Source organism: Ramlibacter lithotrophicus, from assembly GCF_012184415.1.
Classification (GTDB): Bacteria; Pseudomonadota; Gammaproteobacteria; order Burkholderiales; family Burkholderiaceae_C; genus Ramlibacter; species Ramlibacter lithotrophicus.
In genome coordinates this window covers 68,276-83,015 of sequence record NZ_VTOX01000003.1, presented here as the reverse complement: position 1 = coordinate 83,015, position 14,740 = coordinate 68,276, and the positions used below count along the sequence as shown (strand labels likewise).

At 70.8% G+C, this 14,740-nt stretch carries 16 protein-coding genes; 13 read left to right on the top strand and 3 right to left on the bottom strand.

Features of this window, described 5'->3' with window-relative positions:
- Positions 1–73 precede the first annotated feature (73 nt).
- From RAMLITH_RS10245 to flgA, 3 genes are all read right to left on the bottom strand, one after another.
- Positions 74–520: a flagella synthesis protein FlgN gene (locus tag RAMLITH_RS10245; RefSeq protein WP_238344128.1), complete on the bottom strand. Its 447-nt coding sequence runs from the start codon at positions 518–520 to the stop codon at positions 74–76.
- Positions 520–798 (bottom strand): flagellar biosynthesis anti-sigma factor FlgM, encoded by a 279-nt coding sequence (gene flgM / locus RAMLITH_RS10240; protein ID WP_181956345.1) that lies wholly within the window; start codon positions 796–798, stop codon positions 520–522. The genes RAMLITH_RS10245 and flgM overlap by 1 nt, the downstream gene beginning before the upstream one ends.
- 100 nt (positions 799–898) lie before the next feature.
- Positions 899–1,588 (bottom strand): flagellar basal body P-ring formation chaperone FlgA, encoded by a 690-nt coding sequence (flgA, locus tag RAMLITH_RS10235; RefSeq protein ID WP_168107310.1) that lies wholly within the window; start codon positions 1,586–1,588, stop codon positions 899–901.
- A gap of 160 nt (positions 1,589–1,748) precedes the next feature.
- On the opposite strand from flgA, the gene flgB reads away from it, so the two are divergent.
- From flgB to RAMLITH_RS10170, 13 genes are all read left to right on the top strand, one after another.
- Positions 1,749–2,156, top strand: a complete 408-nt coding sequence (flgB, locus tag RAMLITH_RS10230) for a flagellar basal body rod protein FlgB (protein WP_168107309.1) — start codon at positions 1,749–1,751, stop codon at positions 2,154–2,156.
- Positions 2,157–2,176: 20 nt separating this feature from the next.
- The gene (gene flgC, locus RAMLITH_RS10225; RefSeq protein WP_420376903.1) at positions 2,177–2,572 is read left to right on the top strand and encodes a flagellar basal body rod protein FlgC; all 396 of its coding nucleotides are present in this window, start codon (positions 2,177–2,179) and stop codon (positions 2,570–2,572) included.
- A 64-nt stretch (positions 2,573–2,636) separates the two neighbouring features.
- On the top strand, positions 2,637–3,296 hold the full coding sequence (locus RAMLITH_RS10220; RefSeq protein ID WP_168107307.1) for a flagellar hook assembly protein FlgD: 660 nt from the start codon (positions 2,637–2,639) through the stop codon (positions 3,294–3,296).
- Positions 3,297–3,349: 53 nt separating this feature from the next.
- Complete coding sequence (gene flgE / locus RAMLITH_RS10215; RefSeq protein WP_168107306.1) at positions 3,350–4,582, top strand: flagellar hook protein FlgE; 1,233 nt, start codon at positions 3,350–3,352, stop codon at positions 4,580–4,582.
- A gap of 22 nt (positions 4,583–4,604) precedes the next feature.
- On the top strand, positions 4,605–5,345 hold the full coding sequence (flgF, locus tag RAMLITH_RS10210) for a flagellar basal-body rod protein FlgF (RefSeq protein ID WP_168107305.1): 741 nt from the start codon (positions 4,605–4,607) through the stop codon (positions 5,343–5,345).
- 23 nt (positions 5,346–5,368) lie between these two features.
- Entirely contained in the window at positions 5,369–6,151 is a 783-nt protein-coding gene (gene flgG / locus RAMLITH_RS10205) for a flagellar basal-body rod protein FlgG (protein WP_168107304.1), read from the top strand.
- Positions 6,151–6,837 carry a flagellar basal body L-ring protein FlgH gene (locus RAMLITH_RS10200; RefSeq protein ID WP_168107303.1) on the top strand — a complete coding sequence of 229 codons (687 nt, stop codon included), beginning with the start codon at positions 6,151–6,153 and terminating at the stop codon, positions 6,835–6,837. Before flgG ends, RAMLITH_RS10200 begins: the two co-directional genes overlap by 1 nt.
- Before the next feature lie 2 nt (positions 6,838–6,839).
- Complete coding sequence (locus RAMLITH_RS10195; RefSeq protein ID WP_168107302.1) at positions 6,840–7,943, top strand: flagellar basal body P-ring protein FlgI; 1,104 nt, start codon at positions 6,840–6,842, stop codon at positions 7,941–7,943.
- Positions 7,944–7,948: 5 nt separating this feature from the next.
- On the top strand, positions 7,949–8,980 hold the full coding sequence (gene flgJ, locus RAMLITH_RS10190; protein ID WP_168107301.1) for a flagellar assembly peptidoglycan hydrolase FlgJ: 1,032 nt from the start codon (positions 7,949–7,951) through the stop codon (positions 8,978–8,980).
- Between the two features lie 20 nt (positions 8,981–9,000).
- Positions 9,001–10,656, top strand: a complete 1,656-nt coding sequence (locus tag RAMLITH_RS10185) for a methyl-accepting chemotaxis protein (protein WP_168107300.1) — start codon at positions 9,001–9,003, stop codon at positions 10,654–10,656.
- Positions 10,657–10,721: 65 nt separating this feature from the next.
- The gene (locus tag RAMLITH_RS10180; RefSeq protein WP_168107299.1) at positions 10,722–11,225 is read left to right on the top strand and encodes a chemotaxis protein CheW; all 504 of its coding nucleotides are present in this window, start codon (positions 10,722–10,724) and stop codon (positions 11,223–11,225) included.
- Positions 11,226–11,266: 41 nt separating this feature from the next.
- Positions 11,267–12,973 (top strand): methyl-accepting chemotaxis protein, encoded by a 1,707-nt coding sequence (locus RAMLITH_RS10175; RefSeq protein WP_337786140.1) that lies wholly within the window; start codon positions 11,267–11,269, stop codon positions 12,971–12,973.
- 49 nt (positions 12,974–13,022) lie between these two features.
- On the top strand, positions 13,023–14,738 hold the full coding sequence (locus RAMLITH_RS10170) for a methyl-accepting chemotaxis protein (RefSeq protein ID WP_168107298.1): 1,716 nt from the start codon (positions 13,023–13,025) through the stop codon (positions 14,736–14,738).
- The last annotated feature ends 2 nt before the right edge of the window (positions 14,739–14,740 follow it).

Here is a 14,740-nt window from a genome sequence, read left to right as displayed (position 1 = left end):
TGCAGGGGGGATTACCCGTTTCAGGCAAAAGTCCCTGTTCGGCGCTCCCGTGCCCTACGGCCCGCGCCAGGACTCAGCCGGCCGGGCGCGAGGTGCCGCCACCGCCCACGCTGCGCGCGCCGTCGCGTCCATACAGCGGCTGGCGGTCGGCCTGCAGGACGGCCAGTGCCTGCGTGGCGTGGTCCAGGTGCGTGAACACCTTGGCGGCGACGCGGCGATTGAGGTCGCGTGCCCGTTCGGCCCGGGCCAGCAGCGCCGTCCACGCGTCCTGCACGCCCTGCCTCGCCGCGGCGGCGTCGGCACCGGCACGTCCGCGCGGGTGGCCGAGCGCGACCTGGGCCGCCTCCCGTGCCTGGTCCAGTTCCGCGACGCTGGCCAGCAGCGCGTTCTTGCGTCCGGTCAGTGCCGGCAGCTCCTGCAGGCGGCCTTGGCTGAGGGCGTCATCCTCTGCTTCCAGGGCCGCGATGAAGGCGTCGAGGCAGTCGGCCTGCGCGACCAGGTGACCGAGCAGCGGCTCCATCACTCCGGATCCGTGATCAGCCCGCGCAGGCCGGCCAGCAGCCCGTCGGCGATGCGCTCCGGATTGACCGTGTACTGCCCGGCGCGGATCTGCTCCCTGATCGCCGCCACCTTGTCGGCGTCGAACGTGCCGTCCGCGGGTTCCGGGAACCGGCGCACGTTGGACGGGGCCTGCCCCTGGATGCCCTGCGGCTCGGACGACGGTCGTGCGGGCGCCCGTCGCGCCTCGGCGGGCAGCCGCAGCGGGACGGCGGAGCCGGTGGTTTGGTCGATTTTCAAGATGATTCCCCAGAAGGACTACCCGCTTTATCGGCCGTCGCGGCCGAACCGCGAGGGCGCGGCGTGAGATTTTCTTGTGCCATGGCCGGCTTGCCGTGCGTCACAGGCCGACGCTGCCGTCGGGCCGGGCGGTCCCCGTCAGCAGGCGCCCGGCGGCGGTCCTGACCTGCACGGCGCCCCCGGCGGCGGCCTGCGTCACGGCCCGCCCGTCGGTGGCCAGCGTGAATCCCGCGCCCTCGGTCACCACCCGCACTGCCTGGCCCTGGCGGATCACGACGGGCGCGCGCAGCAGGTCCGAACGCAGCGGGGCGCCGGGGGCGATCGGGTTGGCCGCGACCATCCCGGCGGCGAGGGCCGGATCGGTGAGCACCGTCCGGGGCAGCTTCGTGAGGTCGCCATCGCGCTCGAGCACGTCGGCGCCGTCCAGTGCATGGCCGGCGCCGATTGCGCGCGCGGCCGCGAGGTAGCGGCCCTGGACCGCGACCTGCGCACCGAGGAACCGGGTCCATGGCCGCTCGTCGGCGCAGCGCACGCCCACCGAGAGCCGGCCCCAGGCGGCCACGCCCTGCGGCAGGAACGGCTGCAGCGCCGTGCACGCAGGCAGCGCGCCCGCGGGGTCCAGCACGCGCACCGTCACCTGCCCTGGCGCGCCGGCGGCCTGGGCGAGCAGGAAGCTCTCGATCGCGGCGCGCACCCTGGCGTCCAGCGGCGCGCCCGCCGCGTTCGCGCAGGCGGCGGCGAGCAGCGCCAGCAAGGTGGCGCGCCAGGAGCGGGCGAATCGGGTCGTCACGATGCCGCCATTCTAGGAACCGGGTGCGTGGCCGAAGTGGTGAGGACCGGCGGAAACCCGCCTCTGTTCGGCCCATTGACGGGGCCGGTGGTCCCGCAGAATTCCTTCACACGGTGCCAGGCTCGACCCCCGCCGTGGAATGCCCCAAGGACCGAGAACGATGATCGACAAGCTGAATGCGGCCTTGCGCTTCAACCAGGAGGCGCTCGCCCTGCGCGCGCGGCGCCAGGAGGTGCTGGCCGCCAACATCGCGAACGCGGACACGCCGGGCTACAAGGCGCGCGACGTCGACTTCGCCGGCGAGCTGAGCCGGGTGCTCGCCCAGGGCGCGGCTGCCGGCGCGCCGACGCTCGCGACCACTTCCGCCCGGCACCTGCACGCGGGGGCTGCCGTGGCGACCGACGCGAGCCTCCTGTACCGCGTGCCGGCCCAGTCCAGCATCGACGGCAACACCGTCGAGATGGATGCCGAGCGCGTCAACTTCGCCGACAACGCGATGCGCTACGAGGCCGGGCTGACGGTGGTCAGCGGCAAGATCAAGTCGCTGCTGGCGGCGCTGCAGCAATAGGAGAACGCCTGCCCATGTCCATGAACATCTTCAACCTGGCGGCTTCCGCGATGAGTGCGCAGTCGCAGCGGATGAACGTGACGGCCAGCAACCTGGCCAACGCGGACAGCGTGGCCGGCCCCGACGGCCAGCCCTACCGGGCCCGCCAGGTCGTCTTCGAGGTCGCGGGCGGCGCTGCCGACGAGGTCGGCGGCGTGCGGGTGGCCGAGGTGGTCGAGGACCAGTCGCCGCTGCGCACCGTCTTCGACCCGAAGAATCCGCGGGCCAACGGCGAGGGCTACGTGACGCTGCCCAACGTCAACGTGGTCGAGGAGATGACCAACATGATTTCCGCGTCGCGCAGTTACCAGGCCAACGTGGAAGTGCTCAACACGGCCAAGGCCCTGATGGTGAAGACGCTCAGCATCGGCCAGTAGACGCAACCCGCCCCATCCATTTTCAGTTCGGGCACGCGCCACCGCGCCGTGCCGGAGACGACTCATGTCCATCGGTGCCCTCTCTGCTTCCGACCCGACCGCCGCCAGCGCCGCTGCCCAGGCCACGCCGGCGAGCGCCGCCAACGAGCAGCGCTTCCTGAAGCTGCTGGTGACGCAGCTGAAGAACCAGGATCCGCTCAATCCGATGGAAAACGCGCAGCTCACGTCCCAGCTCGCCCAGATGAGCACCGTCAGCGGCATCGAGAAGATGAATGCGACGCTGCAGACCATGCTGGCGCAAAGCGGGGCCGGGCAGATGATGCAGGCGGCCGGGATGGTCGGCCGCTGGGCGCTGGCGCCCGGCAGCAGCCTGCCGGCCGGCGAGGGACCGGCCGCGTTCGCCGTCGAACTGCCCTCGTCCGCCGCCTCCGTGCAGGCACTGGTCACGGACGCCGCGGGAACCGTCGTCCGCACCATCGACCTGGGCGCCCAGCCGGGCGGCCTGCACGATGCCGCCTGGGACCGCCTGGACGATGCCGGCCGGCCGGTGCCGGCCGGTGCCTACCAGGTGCGCGTGGTCGCCGCCAACGGTCCGGCGACCGTCCCCGCCTCGACGCTGGTGTACGAGCAGGTGGGCGGCGTCGCGCCGGGACCGGCCGGCGTTTCCCTGGACCTGGCGAGCGGTCGTCGCATCGCCCTGTCCGACGTCCGCATCCTTCGCTGAGCCGCGGCAGCACGCGCCAGCCCTTCGACCGATCACAGCAACAAGGATTCACCATGAGCTTCTCGCAAGGCATCACCGGTCTGGCGGCATCGGCCGCGCAGCTGGACGCCATCGGCAACAACATCGCCAACTCCGGCACCATCGGCTACAAGAGCTCCACGGTGGCGTTCAAGGACGTCATCGCCGGATCCAAGATCGGCCTGGGCGTGTCGGTCGCCGCCGTGCAGCAGAATTTCGCGGCCGGGTCGGTCCAGCTCACCAGCCGCCCGCTCGACTTCGCCATCACCAACGGCAACGGCTTCTTCCGCGTCGAAAGTCCCGAGGGCGGCAGCGTCTCGTACTCGCGCAACGGCCAGTTCACGGTCGACGCGAACGGCTACGTCGTCAGCCCCAACGGCATGCGCCTGACCGGCTATGGGGTCACCGCCAACGGGTCGCTGGCCGGCGGCACGCCCACCGCGCTGCGGTTTCCCACGCAGTCGATGACCCCGAAGGCCACGGCCGCGGTGACGGCGCAGTTCAACCTGGACTCGCGCAGGCAGGACATCGACCGGGTCGCCACGCCGTTCGTCGCCACCGATTCGAGCACCTACCACTATTCGAACGCCCTGAACGTGTTCGATTCCCTCGGCAATCCGCACGAGGTGGTGCTGTTCTTCACCAAGAGCGACACCGCGACCAGCGAATGGGAAGTGCAGGCCCAGCTCGCCGGCAGTACCGGGACCACGACGACGCCGGCGGCGGTGGCGGTGACCTTCGATGAGAACGGCGCGATCAGGAATGCCGCGCCCGCTTACACCAGCTTCACGATTGCCGGCACCTACGGCAACGGCGCGGCGACGCCGGCGTTCACCGTCGACCTGGCGGGCAGCACCCAGTTCGGCAACATCAGCGCCGTGCAGCGACTCAGCCAGGACGGCTACACGTCCGGCGTGCTGACCTCCTACGAGATCGGCACCGACGGCGTGATCACGGGCAAGTACTCCAACGACCAGAGCAACGTCCTCGGCCAGGTCGTCCTCAGTTCCTTCGCCAACCCGAACGGGCTGGAGCCGATCGGCAACAACATGTGGAGCGAGACCGGCATGTCGGGCCAGCCGCTGACGGGCACTCCCGGCGAAGGCACGACCCTCGGCTCGCTGACCTCGGGCGCGCTGGAGGCCTCCAACGTCGACCTCACGAGCGAGCTGGTCAACCTGATCACGGCCCAGCGCGGCTACCAGGCCAACGCCCAGACCCTCAAGACGCAGGACCAGGTCATGCAGACCCTGGTGAACCTGCGCTGAAGTCGAACCGGAGTAGCTGACGATGGACCGGATGCTCTATGTCGCCATGAGCGGCGCCAAGCAGGCGATGGAGCAGCATGCCTCCGTGGCCAACAACATGGCGAACGTGGGCACCACCGGCTTCCGGGCGCAGATCAACGCCTTCCAGGCGGTGCCTGTGGTCGGCGAGGAGGCCGCCACCCGCGCCTTCGTGGTCGGCACGACGCCGGGAGCCGATTTCAGGCAAGGGCCCTTGAGCGAGACCGGCCGCGACCTCGACGTGGCGATCAAGGGAGCAGGCTGGCTGGTGGTGGAAACCGCGGCCGGCGAGGCCTATACCCGCGCCGGCAACCTGCAGGTGGCGCCGGACGGCCAGGTCACCAGCGCAGCGGGGCTGCCGGTGCTGGGCGACGGCGGGCCGCTGGTGATCCCGCCGGGGTCCACCATCTCGATCGCGGCCAACGGCCTCGTGAGCGCCCGGGTGCCGGGCAACGGCGCCACCGGCCTGGTGGAGGTCGGCCGCCTCAAGCTGGTGAATCCCGCCGCGGACGAACTGGTGCGCGGCGAGGACGGGTTGTTCCGCATGGCGGACGGGTTGCCGCCGGCGGACGCCAATCCGGCCGTCGCCGTGGCCAGCGGGTACCTCGAAGGCAGCAACGTCAATGCCGTCGACGCCATGGTCGACATGATCGCCGTCTCGCGCCTGCTGGAGATGCAGATGAAGGCATTGCAGACCGCCGACGAGAACGCGCAATCCGCCAACCGGCTGCTGGCCCACGGCTAGCGCCCCACGAACAGGACCACCACATGCTCCGCTCCCTCTCCATCGCCAGAACCGGCCTCGACGCGCAGCAGCAGCAGCTGGACGTCATCACCAACAACCTCGCGAACGTCGGCACCACCGGCTTCAAGAAGAGCCGCGCCGTCTTCGAGGACCTGATGTACCAGAACCTGCGGCAGGTCGGCGGCCAGACCTCCGACCAGACGCGGCTGCCTTCGGGCCTGCAGGTGGGCACGGGCGTGCGCGTGGTCGCGACCGAACGCATCCACTCCCAAGGCAACCTCACCAAGACCGAGAACCCGCACGACGTCGCCATCAACGGCGGCGGGTTCTTCCAGGTGCAGATGCCGGACGGGTCGACGGCATACACCCGCGACGGCTCGTTCCAGAAGGACCGCGACGGCCAGCTGGTGACCGCCAGCGGCTATCCGGTCCAGCCGGCCATCACCATCCCGGCCAACGCCACCAGCGTGACGATCGCGCGCGACGGCATGGTGTCGATCACGCAGCCGGGCAGCACCGCCAGCGTGCAGGTCGGCCAGCTGCAGCTCGCCACCTTCCTCAACCCCACCGGGCTGCAGGCGCTGGGCGAGAACCTCTACGCCGAGACCGACTCGTCGGGGACGCCGACGCAGACCAACCCCGGCCTCAACGGCGCCGGCCTGCTGAGCCAGGGCTACGTCGAGTCTTCCAACGTCAACGTGGTGGAGGAGCTGGTGAGCATGATCCAGACCCAGCGCGCGTACGAGATCAACAGCAAGGCGGTGCAGGCATCCGACCAGATGCTGCAGCGCCTGAGCCAGTTGTGATGGCGACGCTGCGCCTGCTCGCCGGCCGCGCCGTGCCCGCGCTGCTGGCGCTGGCCGCGGGCTGCGCCCAGGTGCCGACGCAGCCCCTGGTGCAGCAGCCGATGACGGCCCGCCCGGCGCCGGAACACCGGACGCCGGCCCGCACGCCGGGCGCGATCTTCCAGGAAGGCGCCCGCGGGCATGCCTTGTTCGAGGACCGGCGGCCGCGCCACGTCGGCGACATCCTGACCATCGTCATCAGCGAAAAGGCCGACGCGAGCAAGAACTCCGCCACCACCGCCAGCCGCAACGGCAAGGTCGAGGCCGATTTCGGCGTCTCGCCGAAGTTCCTGGGCGGCCTGCTGCGCGGCCAGGACGCGAGCCTGGGCGGCGACAACACGCTGAGCGGCAAGGGCGGCGCCACCGCCGCCAACGCCTTCAACGGCGTGATCACCGTCACCGTCGTCGACGTCATGGCCAACGGCAACCTGGTGGTGAGCGGCGAGAAGCAGATGCTGATCAACCAGGGGACCGAGTTCATCCGCTTCTCCGGCATCGTCAATCCGCAGACCGTGGTCGGCAACAACAGCGTGCTGTCGACGCAGGTGGCGGACGCCCGCATCGAGTACAGCAGCAAGGGCTTCATCAACGAGGCCCAGACGATGGGCTGGCTGCAGCGGTTCTTCCTCAACGCGATGCCGTTCTGACCATGGACAAGCTTCTCCTGCCGCTCGCCCTCGCACTGGCCGCGGCCCTGTCGCTGCCGGCCGGCGCGGAGCCGCTCAAGGCGCTCGCCAGCGTGCAAGGCGTGCGCGACAACCCGCTGATCGGCTACGGCCTGATGGTCGGCCTGGACGGCACAGGCGACCAGACGATGCAGACGCCGTTCACCACGCAGAGTCTCAACACGATGCTGGCGCAACTCGGCGTCACGGTGCCGCCCGGCACCAACATGCAGCTGAAGAACGTGGCCGCGGTGATGGTCACCGCGACGCTGCCACCGTTCGCGCGGCCGGGCCAGGCGATCGACGTGACGGTGTCCTCCCTCGGCAATGCCAAGAGCCTGCGCGGCGGCACCTTGCTGATGACGCCGCTCAAGGGCAGCGACGGCGCCGTGTACGCGGTGGCCCAGGGCAACATGGTGCTGGGCGGCGCCGGCGCTTCGGCCAACGGCAGCAAGGTCCAGATCAACCAGCTCACGTCCGGGCGCATCCCGGCCGGGGCGCAGGTGGAGCGCGCGGTGCCCGCGCCGGTCGGGGAGGAAGGCACGTTGACGCTGGAGATGAACCGGTCCGACTTCGGGACCGCGCAGCGGGCCGTGGATGCCATCAACCGGCAGTTCGGCGGCGGCACGGCCGAGGCGGTGGACGCGCGGGTCATCCGCGTGCGGGCGCCGGCGGCGCAGCACGAGCGCGTCGGCTTCCTGGCCCGTCTCGAAACGATCGACGTGGTGCCGGCGCAGGATGTGGCCCGGGTCGTGATCAACGCCCGCACCGGCTCGGTGGTGATGAACCAGGCGGTGCGGGTGCAGGAATGCGCGGTGGCGCACGGCAGCCTGTCGGTGGTGATCAGCAGCCAGCCGGTGATCAGCCAGCCCAACCCCTTTTCCGGCGGAACCACCGTGGCGGCGCAGACGTCGCAGATCTCGCTCTCGCAGCCCGGCGGGGCGCTGCAGATGGTCAGGGCCGGCGCTTCGCTGGCCGACGTGATCAAGGGGCTCAATGCGCTGGGCGCCAATCCGCAGGACCTGATCTCGATCCTGCAGGCGATGAAGTCGGCGGGCGCGCTGCGCGCGGAACTGGAAATCATCTGAGTGCGATGAGCAGTCCGGTCGCACCCCACCCGGCGGCCACCGCGGCCATGGAGCAGCGTTTCGCCCTCGACGTGCAGGGCGTGGATTCGCTGCGGCGGACGGCCCGCCGCTCGCCGGACGAGGGCCTGCGGCAGGTCTCGCGCCAGTTCGAGGCGCTGTTCATGGGGATGATGCTCAAGAGCATGCGCGACGCCACGCCCGCCAGCGGCCTGCTCGACGGCCAGCACACGCGGATGTACGTGTCGATGCTGGACCAGCAGCTCGCCCAGCACCTCTCCGGACGTGGCATGCGCCTGGCCGATTCGATGTACGAGCAGCTGCGCCGCTCGCTGGGCAGCGACGCCGCCGCGGCGGGACCGCCGGCCGGGCCGGGCGCTGCCGCGCCGGTCCGTCCCGCTACCCCTGCCGCCGCCGCGCCTCGCGAGGGCGCGGTGGGCGGCGACACGGCTGCCGGCGCCGGCGCGGCGCGCAGCACGGCGATTCGCGCCGGCCATGCCGCGCCCGTTGCGCTCGCTCCATTGGGCGCATACGCGGCTGGCCGTGCGGCCGGCAGCAGCGAGCCGCCCCGCTCCGCCACCAGCCTGCCGGCCCGGGTCCAGGGCTTCGTCGAGCGGCTCGGCGCCGCCGCGCGCGCGGCGGCGCGGGCCACCGGGATCCCCGAGACGCTGATCCTCGCGCAGGCCGCGCTGGAATCGGCGTGGGGCCGGCGCGAGGTGCGCGGCGACGACGGGGCGCCCAGCTTCAACGTGTTCGGCATCAAGGCCGACCGGTCGTGGCGCGGACCGGTCACGGAGGCCACGACCACCGAGGTGATCGAAGGCGTCGCGCACAAGGTCCGGGCCCGCTTCCGTGCCTACGGCTCGTACGAGGAGGCGTTTGCCGACTACGCGAAGTTCCTCGCCGGCAATCCGCGGTACGGCCGGGTGCTCGGTGAAGCCGACCCGGCCCGTGCCGCGCGGGAGCTGCAGCGCGCCGGGTACGCGACGGACCCGGCATACGCCAGCAAGCTGGTGCGCGTGATGAAGCGGCTCTTCTGAAACACGACAAGGCAAGGGACATGAACTTCGGAAACATCAGGATCGGCCAGCGGCTCGCACTCGGCTTCGGGGCCGTGGTCGCGTTGCTCGTGGTCGTCGCGACGCTGGGCGTGGCCCGCATGAGCGGGATGCAGGCGCAGCTGGAACACATCGTGCACTCGCGCAATGTCAGGACCGAGGCCGTGGCGGCCATGCATGCGACGCTGCTGGCGACCGAGACCGCCACCCGCAACGTGCTGCTGTTCCAGGACGACGAGGCGGAACTGCAGAAGGAACTGCAGCGCCTGAAGGAGCTGCGCCAGCGATACGTCGCGGCGCAGCAGGGCCTGGCCGGGCTGCTCGCCGGCCCCGGGGTGGCAGCGTCGGAGCGGGCGCTGTTCGGCCGGGCCGGCGAACAGTACGCCTTGCTGGCGCCCAAGACCCAGCAGGTCGCCGACCTCACCGATGCGATGAGGCTGGGCGCCGCCACCGACGTGCTGCTCAAGGAAGTCCGGCCGCTGCAGCAGCAGCTGGAAGGCACCCTGGGCCAGCTGGCCGCCGAAGAAAAGCGCCTGGCCGAAGCCGACGCCGCCGCATCGCGCGCTTCGTACCGGTTGGCCATGCTGCTGCTGGTGGGGCTCAGCGCGGCGGCCGCGGTTGCCGCCGCGGCGATGGCCTGGCTGGTCACGCGCGGCGTGGTGCGGCCGCTGGCGCACGCCGTCTCGGTCGCGCGGGCCGTGGCATCGGGCGACCTGACCGTGGAAGTGCGGGTGCGGTCGCGCGACGAGGCCGGGCAGATGATGGCGGCCCTGCAGGAGATGAACGCCAGCCTGGGGAAGGTGGTCGGCGGCGTGCGGCGCGGCACCGAGACCATCGCCACGGCGGCGCGGCAGATCGCCTCCGGCAACGAGGACCTGTCGCAGCGCACCGAGCAGCAGGCCGCCAGCCTGGAGGAGACCGCCGCTTCCATGGAGCAGCTCACCGGCACCGTGAAGCAGAACGCCGAAAACGCGCGCCAGGCCGACCAGCTGGCGCGTTCGGCCTCCGAGGTGGCCGGGCGCGGCGGCGCGGTGGTGGGCCAGGTCGTGGAAACCATGGCGTCCATCGACGAGTCTTCGCGCAAGGTGGCCGACATCATCGGGGTCATCGAAGGCATCGCCTTCCAGACCAACATCCTGGCGCTGAACGCGGCGGTGGAAGCGGCGCGCGCCGGCGAGCAGGGGCGTGGCTTCGCCGTGGTGGCTTCGGAAGTGCGCAGCCTCGCGCAGCGCTCGGCGACGGCGGCCAGGGAGATCAAGGGCCTCATCGACGACTCGGTGGGCAAGGTCGGTGCCGGCACCCGGCTGGTCGAGGAAGCAGGCCGGACCATGCACGACATCGTCGGCAGCATCCGGCGGGTCGCCGACCTCATGGGCGGCATCTCCGCCGCGAGCGACGAGCAGACGCGCGGGATCGAACAGGTCAACCAGGCCATCGGACAGATGGACCAGGTGACGCAGCAGAACGCGGCGCTGGTGGAACAGGCGGCGACGGGAGCGAAGGCGTTGCAGCAGGAAGCGGCGATGTTGCTGGAGGCGGTGCGCGTGTTCAACGTCGCGCCGGCCTCGGCCGTGCCGCCGACCGCGCCACCGGCGGCGGCTGCGGCGGACCTCCCGCACGAGGTCCCGCGCCCGCAGCGGCTGCCGCAACCGGCATGAACCGACCCGCGACCCTGCGCGATTCCGCCAACCGGCCGATATCCATCGAGAAAGGACGCAAACCCATGGAAGACACGCTGACCGGGGCCAGGCCCCACGCCACCGCCGCGAACGACCGCCGGCTGGAAGTCGTGACGTTCACCCTCGGCAAGGAGGAGTACGCCATCGATATCCAGCGCGTGCAGGAACTGCGCGGCTACGACGCCGTGACCCGCATCGCCAACGCGCCCGAGTACATCAAGGGCGTGGTGAACCTGCGCGGGATCATCGTGCCGATCATCGACATGAGGATCAGGTTCAACCTCGGCACGCCGACGTACGACCAGTTCACCGTGGTGATCGTGCTGAACATCCGCGGCCGCGTCGTCGGCATGGTGGTCGACAGCGTCTCGGACGTGATCACGCTCGACGCCGACCAGATCAAGCCGCCGCCCGAGATGGGCGCCGCGCTCGACACCGACTACCTGATCGGTCTGGGGACGCTGGACGACCGGATGCTGATCCTGGTGGACATCGACAAGCTGATGTCCAGCGACGACATGGGACTGGTGGAGAAGGTGGCGGCGTAGCAGGCGCCAGCGACAGTGGTCTCGTCTTGGAGGGCGACAACGTGAAATTGGGAAACCTGAAGATTGCAGTCAAGCTGGGCCTGGCATTCGCCGTCGTGTTCCTGCTGCTGGCCGTCCTCGTCGCGACCACGGTCAACCGCTTGAACGACGTGCGGGACGAGTGGGACGACGTTGCCAAGGTCGTGCTGAAGAAGCGCGATGCTCTGGACGAGGCATCGACGGCATTGACCGACGCGATCCACCACTTCAAGAATTTCATCATCCGGGGTGGTGACTACGACAAGCGCTTCCAGGCCGACATGGCCGCGATCGAAGCGGCCCTGACGAGGTACTCCGCGGCCGGGGAGGTTTCGCCGGACGAAGCCGCCCAGCTCAAGACCCTCGGCGAGGGGGTCAAGACCTATCGGACGGGGATGATGAGGTTGTCGGAAATGCGGGCCAGGGATGCCACCGTGCCCGAGCTCGACCAGGCGGTGCAGGGAGCCGACAAGGTCCTGGCCGGCGCCTTGTCCGCGTTGCGCGAGCGCAATCGCCAGATGGTCGCGACGGGCGGTGGCCATGTGGAGGAGAGCCTGCGGGCCGCCCGCAACGCGCTCCTGTGGACGGCGGCCATCATCCTGTTGCTGGGGACCGCATCCGCGGCAGGCATCACGAGGGCGGTCACGCGGCCCCTGCGCTCCGCCGTGCGGATCGCCACGACTGTCGCCGCCGGTGACCTCACCGCGCGGATCGAGGTGGGGTCGACGGACGAGACCGGGCAGCTGATGCAGGCACTCAAGGCGATGAACGAGGGCCTCGCGCGCCTGGTGGGCCAGGTTCGCGCCGGAACCGACTCCATCGCCACCGCCTCCGGCCAGATTGCCTCGGGCAACCAGGACCTGTCGCAGCGCACCGAGGAGCAGGCCGCCTCGCTCGAAGAGACGGCCGCGTCCATGGAGGAGCTGACCGGCACGGTGAAGCAGAACGCGGACAACGCCCGCCAGGCCAACCAGCTGGCGCAGCTGGCCTCGGAAGTGGCCGTCAAGGGCGGCTCGGTGGTCGGACAGGTGGTCGACACCATGGGCGGCATCAACGCGGCCTCGCGCAAGATCGCCGACATCATCACGGTGATCGACGGGATCGCGTTCCAGACCAACATCCTCGCGCTCAACGCGGCGGTGGAGGCGGCGCGCGCCGGGGAACAGGGCCGGGGCTTTGCCGTGGTGGCCTCGGAAGTTCGCAGCCTGGCGCAGCGATCGGCGGCGGCCGCCAAGGAGATCAAGGCGCTGATCGACGACTCGGTAGGCAAGGTGGACGCGGGCAGCCAGCTGGTCGATCAGGCCGGCCAGACCATGCAGGAGATCGTCGGCAGCATCAGGCGGGTGACGGACATCATGGGCGAAATCGCGGCGGCCAGCCAGGAGCAGACGCGCGGGATCGAGCAGGTGAACCAGGCGATCACGCAGATGGACCAGGTGACGCAGCAGAACGCGGCGCTGGTGGAGGAAGCCTCGGCGGCGGCGCAGTCCATGCGCGAGCAGGCCGGCGCGCTGGTACAGGCGGTGAGCGTCTTCAAGTTGGACGGCGAGGCCGTGCAGCGCGCGACCCGGCCGGAAGCGGGCGTCGGCGCGCCTGCGGCGGCGACGCGCGTGGCTGTACCGCCGGTGGCGAAAAAGCTCGCGGCGCCGGCTCAACGCGCAATGCCGTCCGCGGCGCGGCGCGAACCGGTAACGGCGAAAACAGACAAGAACGAATGGGCCGAGTTCTGAGCGGCGCCGTTGCGCCGTTCGGGTTCAGAACATCACCTGGAGAAGACAAATGGGTTTCCGGAACTGGAAGATCGGTGCGCGCCTCGGCGCTGGCTTCGGCCTGCTGCTGGTGCTGCTCGCCGCCGTCGGCGCCTTCGGCGTCGTCACCATGACGAACATGCAGCAGCGCCTGGACACGATCGTGGACAGGAACTCGGCCCAGGTGCTGCACGCGACCACGGTCGCGGCCGGCATCCGCGACATCATGCTCAGCATGAGCATCATCGTGCAGGCCGGCAACAAGGAGGCGCGCGATGCGCAGAAGGCCAACATCGGCGGGGCCCGGCAGCGCTACGGCAACGCGAAGAAGGCGCTGCTGGAGAACGCGCCCGACGACACGATCAAGGGTCTGCTGCAACGGCTGGATGCGGAGCTCAAGCCGGCGGTACCGGTCAACAACCGGTTGCTGGAGCTGGCCGACCAGGGCAGTCCTGCCCAGGCTTCCGAGCTGTTCATCACCCAGTCGGAACCCTCCGGCCGCAAGCTGATCGCCTTGACGGACGAAATCGTGCGGCACGCGCAGGCGACGGCGCAGGCCGGTGCGGCCGAGGCGCGCGCGGACTACCTGCGCTCGCGCACCCTGGTGCTCGCCATCTGCGCCCTGGCCATCGCGCTTGGCGCCGGCGCGGCGGTCGCCATCTCCAGGTCCATCACCCGGCCGCTGCGCGAAGCGGTGCAGGTCGCCGAAACCGTCGCGACCGGCGACCTCCGGCTGCGGCTCGACGGGCGGGGCCGCGACGAAGCGGCGCAATTGCTCCAGGCGCTGCAGCACATGGCCGACAGCCTGGTGACGGTGGTCACCGACGTCCGCGCCGGCACCGATGCGATCTCTACCGCCTCGGGCCAGATCGCCTCGGGCAACCAGGACCTGTCGCAGCGCACCGAGGAGCAGGCGGCCTCGCTCGAGGAGACGGCCGCGTCCATGGAGGAGCTGACCGGGACCGTGAAGCAGAACGCCGAGAACGCGCGCCAGGCCAACCAGCTGGCGCGATCGGCGTCGGAAGTCGCGGTGAAGGGCGGCGCGGTGGTCGGGCAGGTCGTGGACACCATGGCGGGCATCAACGCCGCGTCGCGCAAGATCGCCGACATCATCGGCGTGATCGACGGCATCGCGTTCCAGACCAACATCCTCGCGCTCAACGCGGCGGTGGAGGCGGCGCGCGCCGGCGAACAGGGCCGCGGCTTTGCCGTGGTGGCCTCGGAAGTTCGCAGCCTGGCGCAGCGATCGGCGGCGGCCGCCAAGGAGATCAAGGCGCTCATCGACGACTCGGTAGGCAAGGTGGACGCGGGCAGCCAGCTGGTCGATCAGGCCGGCCAGACCATGCAGGAGATCGTCGGCAGCATCAGGCGGGTGACGGACATCATGGGCGAGATCGCGGCGGCCAGCCAGGAGCAGACGCGCGGCATCGAGCAGGTCAACCAGGCGATCACGCAGATGGACCAGGTGACGCAGCAGAACGCGGCGCTGGTGGAGGAAGCCTCGGCCGCGGCGCAGTCCATGCGCGAGCAGGCCGGCGCGCTGGTGCAGGCGGTGAGCGTGTTCAAGCTGCAGGGCGGCCCGGCGCCGCGCGTCGAACCGGCCGCCGTCCAGCCCGAGCCGCCGCTCCGCCGCGACCAGCCGGCGCGCGCCGCGCTGGCGCGGCCCCGGCCCGCCAGGCCGGATCCGCTGCAGCCCGGGCTCGCGGCGGCCGCCGCCGGTGAAGCAGGCGAGTGGAGAGCGTCCTAGCC

Excerpts from the sequence above, each read along its gene's own strand:
- RAMLITH_RS10245 (WP_238344128.1), bottom strand. The coding sequence starts at position 520 with ATGGAGCCGCTGCTCGGTCACCTGGTCGCGCAGGCCGACTGCCTCGAC.
- flgB (WP_168107309.1), top strand. The coding sequence starts at position 1,749 with ATGATCGACAAGCTGAATGCGGCCTTGCGCTTCAACCAGGAGGCGCTC.
- flgC (WP_420376903.1), top strand. The coding sequence starts at position 2,177 with ATGAACATCTTCAACCTGGCGGCTTCCGCGATGAGTGCGCAGTCGCAG.
- RAMLITH_RS10220 (WP_168107307.1), top strand. The coding sequence starts at position 2,637 with ATGTCCATCGGTGCCCTCTCTGCTTCCGACCCGACCGCCGCCAGCGCC.
- flgE (WP_168107306.1), top strand. The coding sequence starts at position 3,350 with ATGAGCTTCTCGCAAGGCATCACCGGTCTGGCGGCATCGGCCGCGCAG.
- flgF (WP_168107305.1), top strand. The coding sequence starts at position 4,605 with ATGGACCGGATGCTCTATGTCGCCATGAGCGGCGCCAAGCAGGCGATG.
- flgG (WP_168107304.1), top strand. The coding sequence starts at position 5,369 with ATGCTCCGCTCCCTCTCCATCGCCAGAACCGGCCTCGACGCGCAGCAG.
- RAMLITH_RS10200 (WP_168107303.1), top strand. The coding sequence starts at position 6,151 with ATGGCGACGCTGCGCCTGCTCGCCGGCCGCGCCGTGCCCGCGCTGCTG.
- RAMLITH_RS10195 (WP_168107302.1), top strand. The coding sequence starts at position 6,840 with ATGGACAAGCTTCTCCTGCCGCTCGCCCTCGCACTGGCCGCGGCCCTG.
- flgJ (WP_168107301.1), top strand. The coding sequence starts at position 7,949 with ATGAGCAGTCCGGTCGCACCCCACCCGGCGGCCACCGCGGCCATGGAG.
- RAMLITH_RS10185 (WP_168107300.1), top strand. The coding sequence starts at position 9,001 with ATGAACTTCGGAAACATCAGGATCGGCCAGCGGCTCGCACTCGGCTTC.
- RAMLITH_RS10180 (WP_168107299.1), top strand. The coding sequence starts at position 10,722 with ATGGAAGACACGCTGACCGGGGCCAGGCCCCACGCCACCGCCGCGAAC.
- RAMLITH_RS10170 (WP_168107298.1), top strand. The coding sequence starts at position 13,023 with ATGGGTTTCCGGAACTGGAAGATCGGTGCGCGCCTCGGCGCTGGCTTC.